Source organism: Persicitalea sp., from assembly GCF_041751555.1.
Taxonomy (GTDB): Bacteria; Bacteroidota; Bacteroidia; order Cytophagales; family Spirosomataceae; genus Persicitalea.
Window position 1 is genome coordinate 1 of the sequence record NZ_JBGSXF010000355.1, and the last position, 3,638, is coordinate 3,638.

Annotated in this window: 2 protein-coding genes; both read left to right on the forward strand. The window is 52.2% G+C overall.

The annotated features are described in order from the left end of the window. Window positions 1-1,626: S8/S53 family peptidase (locus ACEW8P_RS12840; RefSeq protein ID WP_373513476.1), on the forward strand; the 1,626-nt coding region annotated here is incomplete at its 5' end. Window positions 1,627-1,658: 32 nt separating this feature from the next. Beyond that, window positions 1,659-3,539: a tetratricopeptide repeat protein gene (locus ACEW8P_RS12845; protein ID WP_373513477.1), complete on the forward strand. Its 1,881-nt coding sequence runs from the start codon at window positions 1,659-1,661 to the stop codon at window positions 3,537-3,539. The last annotated feature ends 99 nt before the right edge of the window (window positions 3,540-3,638 follow it).

The window sequence follows — 3,638 nt, forward strand, 5'->3', positions numbered from 1 at the left end:
AATCCCAAAGAACTAGCCAAACTAGGCATTTTTACGCCTCTGGCGCGGCGTTACGATGAGCGGCAAAATTCCTCCTGGATCATCCCCAACCAAAAAATTGTGGCGGTCGATCCAGATTTGCCAGGCCTTCAAAAATTCATCGAGAGACAGAAGCAAACTGATGAGCGTCCGACACAAGGTCAGGGTACCCGTTCGACCTCCCAGGAGGTGATCACGCGTCCGCCCGCTTTGGAAAACAGCTTAAACAATTTCTTCCGTAGTCTTTTCGACCTGCTGGCGGCCTGGTTACGCTGGCTATTTGGCGGCAGCGGAGATAAAGAACCGAGATCGAAACGCTTGGTGGTTGATGATGACGGTAATTTTCGTTGGTTTTTTGAAGATAATCCCAAAAGGAAAATAGAATTCAGAATCGTGCGAGCCAGCGAGTGTCCCAACGACGAGGCCGAATTTGGGAAGCCGAGTGTAAACGTGCTACTGGAATGGGAACAACGCGCCGGGCAGGGCGATTTGGCTACCTTTGCCGAACTCCGTGGCCAGGCCGACAACCATTTTATTTCCAATCCCCAGCCACCTAGTAACGGTCCTAAACCCCCTATAGAGGCCGATTCCGTACTCGTAAAAGTGCATGATTCTGATTTCAAGGTGTTCGATGCCAGTGATCAGCAACATTACTCGCAAACCGCCGGAAAATTAAGCAGCGAACCCATTGTGGCCGTCATGGACACTGGCCTTAAATACAAGTGGGACAAGACGAGTGTCAAATTGACTTACGAGGATGGTACTCCCTTCCAGTTCAGTATAGCCAAGGCCCCTGGCGGTGGTTGTCTGCCGGGAGCAAATTTCGGCTATTGCAGCATTGGCGACTATCTGCGCAGGCCTACTCCACCCTTCACCCAATTGGCGACCCTTGCGTCGCTAACCACCGCCGAAATACAGGCGAGTCCTTACGACGACCATCTCGTGGACGAGCAAGTAGTAGGAGAAGAGACAAATCGAGAAAGGGTCGGTCGGCACGGTACTTTCATTACGGCCATTCTCAATCGGCATGGTTGTCAGGTCTTGCCCGTCAAATCGTTCAACTGCGCGGCGCGCGGTACGCTGTTCGATGTGTTGAGTGGGCTTAATTATCTGATCGCACAAAAACGGGCAGGAATGTCCATCAAGGTGCTGAATGCTAGTTTCAGCGGTACACTCGACGCGTCGGGTCTGGATTTTCTCTACAAAAAGATGAAGGTACTGACCGATTTGGGTGTGTGGGTGGTGGCCTCGGCGGGCAACGATGGCATCAGCCTCGATGGTACTTCTATCTACCCCGCTCAGTTTGGTTTATCCGGTGGCCGTTATTCTATCGAAAAAGTAGTTACGGTTAACTCCAATTATGATGGTAGCGTGCAGGGCAACACAGGAGCAGCAGTATCGATCACGGCCTATTCGCCCAGAGTAGGTGGATTCCCATCGGCTGTTGCCGTTAAGGACAGTGCCGGCAACGTAATTCAGGGTACTTCTTTCGCGGCTCCCTACGTGGCCTGTGCTTTGGCAAAACTCAATACGACCGGGCTTTCCAAGACTCAGGTGGTAAGCCAAATCGTAACCCAGACGATCGGGGAAGTGACGTTTGCTACTTAATTAACAACTTATTGAATCTAAAATGGCTGTAAATGCGAACCGCACTGCTGGGCATGGGGCTTTATTTGCTGGCGCAACTTCCGTTGTGGCAGCCGCTCCTGCGTGCCCAGTGCGTGAGTCGTGAGGCATTCCGCGCCCGGTTGCAAGCAATCACCGCGCCGGGCATCGACGTGGACAGCGTAAGGTTGAAGCCGCAGCGGGAAAGTCTGAAAACCTGGCTACTCGATTGGGATAAATGCTATCCTAAGGCGGATTCAAGTTATGTTGATGCGCTGAATCAACTGTCGCTGATACACTGCTACTTCGCTTATGTTTCGGATAAAAACTACGCCCCAGCCATCGCTTGTGCCCAGCAAGCCATCCGTATTTATCGGCACCCGAACCTCGCCCTGAGAAACAGCGATCTGATAGCGGCCTACTCCCGGCTGGGGGTAGCCTACGACTACGCCGGAGAGTCCGAAAGGTCTATCGCGTCTCTGGCGAAGGTCATTGAGTTAGGTAAGGACGCACCTAGTGCTTACAAATCCGTCAGTTCGGCCTACCCTTACGTTGTTTTTCACTACTACTCCACGGGAGATTACGAGAAAGCACTGCAATACGCCGAAGCGGGAGAAAAATTCGGCTACCGGACGGGTAACGCCGCCATAACCTCCAAACTGCTCGAACAAAAAAGCCAGGTTTTGTCTCAACTAGGCAGGTACGAAGAGGCCAGAAGCGCCATTCAAAGCGCCATTACTCTCATTCAAAAACTTCCCAAATACCATCGCACGCTGGCCGGTGAGGAAAAATTATTGGGAGGGATTTTGTACGATATGGGTCGGCCAGACGAGAGTTTGCCGCACTATAACCGGGCTTACGCTTTGGCTAAAAAGCATAAAGATGAAAGCTTGTCAGATTACGCCACGACTCTGGGCGGCGTTTACCTAGACCTTGGCGATGACGCCAGGGCACTCGGGTACTTTCAGGAGGCACTGCGAATCGATAGAAGCGATTTCAGCAAAAGTATTCTGCTGGACTACATGGGCGTGCTGCGCCGAAAGCAAAGAGACTTCGACCTGGCCCTAAAGTACCATCAGCAAGGCCTCAATAATTTATCTATCGACTACCCCGAGACGGACATTGACGATCTGCCTCCGGCGCAGTCGATACGCTCGGAAGCCCACCCGGACTACTTTCTGATCATTGTGCAGGACAAGGCCGACACTTGGCTCGAATATGCCAAATACCAGGAAAATGATCGGCAAATACTCAAAAATGCCTGGCGAACCTATATGCTGGCCGACAGCATGATCGACATCATGCGCGGCCAACACAGCGGGGACGTGAGCAAACTGCTATGGCGCAACCGGGCGCGCAATATGTACGGGCGGGCCGTCGAAACCTGCTATCTGCTCAATGACCCCGCCGCCGCTTTGCATTTTTTCGAGAAAAGTCGTGCTGTGCTGTTGAATGACCAACTGAACGACCAACTTGCCGAACAGTCGCTCCCAAAAAAGGATATGGAGAGCCTGCAGCATCTGAGACGAGAACTTCGGTTTCTGCAAAAACGGTGGCAGGAAAATCCGCCTTCGGATACGAATGCGGCCCGGCTTGGCACCCAGCGATTGGAAGTGCATGAGAAATATGAGAAGTTGGTAGGCAATCTTGAAAAAAAGAACCCGAACTATCGCCAATTCAGGAACGACGATCATGTACCTGGCCTGGGTACCATCCGGCAAAATCTCTTGACCGGAAGCGGCCCGTCGGCGTTTCTTTCATATTTCATTGGGGATAGTACGATGTACGGCATTTGTATCGACAGCAAAAGCTTTGTTTTCAAGAAACTGAACCGAACTGAATACCAGCGTCACATCGGTAAGTTTACGGAATCGCTGGTGAGCCGGGCAGCGCAGAACACCCATTGGAGAGCATAGCTGGAAGCAGCCCATGGTCTGTACAAAACGCTGGTTCAGCCCTTTGACTTGCAAAAGGGTACGCGGCTGATCGTCTCCCCCGACGGCGGCTTCATTCCG

What these genes read in the sequence shown, in the direction of transcription:
- ACEW8P_RS12845 (WP_373513477.1), top strand. Translation starts at nt 1,659, where the DNA reads ATGCGAACCGCACTGCTGGGCATGGGGCTTTATTTGCTGGCGCAACTT.